This is a genomic window from Vibrio sp. 2130-1, from assembly GCF_033339515.1.
In genome coordinates this window covers 1-797 of sequence record NZ_JAWOUT010000175.1, presented here as the reverse complement: position 1 = coordinate 797, position 797 = coordinate 1, and the positions used below count along the sequence as shown (strand labels likewise).

The following is a 797-nucleotide window of genomic DNA, read 5'->3' as shown; positions in this document are numbered from 1 at the left end:
GATGACTCAGTGACTCAGTGACTCAGTGACTCAGTGACTCAGTGACTCAGTGACTCTCCGACCACACTGCAAACTCGTTTCCGCTTGGCTCAGTGAAGTGGAAACGACATCCGCCCGGAAACTCGAAAATAGGGCGGATGATTTGTCCGCCAAACTTCGCTACTTTTTCTAACGTGGCATGAATATCAGAGCTATAGAACACCAATAGTGCTGCGCCGTTTGAGGTTTGACTGACTTGTTCTGCCGAATAAAATCCACCATCCAAACCTTGGCCAGAAAAGGCCGCGTAGTCAGGGCCGTAGTCGACAAATTGCCAACCAAAAACGTGCTCAAAAAACACCTTAGTGGCACCGATATTGGGCGTACCAAATTCAACGTAGTTCAATTTTTCATGTTGATGCATGCGATATCCTTTCTGCTTGGTGATGTGTATTCAGTGTAATCACTCTCGCCACGAGATTCTCATGCTTTTGGTTTGTTTTTTAATCTAAATAGATGAAAAACGAAAGCTTTCATCGTTTATCCCTATCAAATCTATCGCCAATTCCCATTAAACAAATGGAATCTTTGAAGATATATTCTTCGTGGGCAGAAAAGAGCTTTTGAATATCCATTTACCACTCGTGGACTAAATGGTTAGCACGCATTGGAGAGCAACCATGCAGATGTCAAAAAGCTTTTTATTAATTACAGTTGGCTTAGCCAGCACATCTCTACAGGCGCAAACCCTGACAAGAGATAACGGCGCACCAGTCGGTGACAACCAAAATTCAATCACAGCAGGTGAAAACGGCAGC

General features: G+C 44.0%; 1 protein-coding gene. It reads right to left on the bottom strand.

All coding sequences use genetic code 11. The annotated features are described in order from the left end of the window. Positions 1-46: 46 nt before the first annotated feature. Positions 47-403, bottom strand: a complete 357-nt coding sequence (locus tag R7Q09_RS24985; RefSeq protein WP_074544728.1) for a VOC family protein — start codon at positions 401-403, stop codon at positions 47-49. Positions 404-797: the final 394 nt, after the last annotated feature.

Excerpts from the sequence above, each read along its gene's own strand:
- R7Q09_RS24985 (WP_074544728.1), bottom strand. The coding sequence starts at position 403 with ATGCATCAACATGAAAAATTGAACTACGTTGAATTTGGTACGCCCAAT.